The sequence below is a fragment of the Lysinibacillus sp. RU7 genome (assembly GCF_057837305.1).
Map to the genome: position 1 here is coordinate 1 of NZ_JBYQFK010000275.1, position 242 is coordinate 242.

The following is a 242-nucleotide window of genomic DNA, read 5'->3' on the forward strand; positions in this document are numbered from 1 at the left end:
CTTTGCGCTTTACCCCTTGTGCGTCGCCTATGTGAACGACCGGCTGGCGTCGCACGAGCGGGTCGCGGCGAGCGGCCAGCTGGTGCTGCTGTATTCGGCGGGCGCGGCACTGGGCCCGATGGGCGCGGCGACGGCGATGAGCCAGGCGGGGACGGGCGGCCTGTTTGGCTTCATCGGGCTAGCCGCGGCGGGAACGCTCGCCTTTGGCCTGTGCCGTCTCGCGATCAGCGCGCCCGTGCCCG

1 protein-coding gene is annotated in these 242 nt (G+C 72.3%); it reads left to right on the forward strand.

Features of this window, described 5'->3' with window-relative positions:
• A partial coding sequence (locus tag AC3II9_RS22385; RefSeq protein ID WP_489158965.1) for a hypothetical protein occupies positions 1–242 on the forward strand: 242 nt, incomplete at both ends.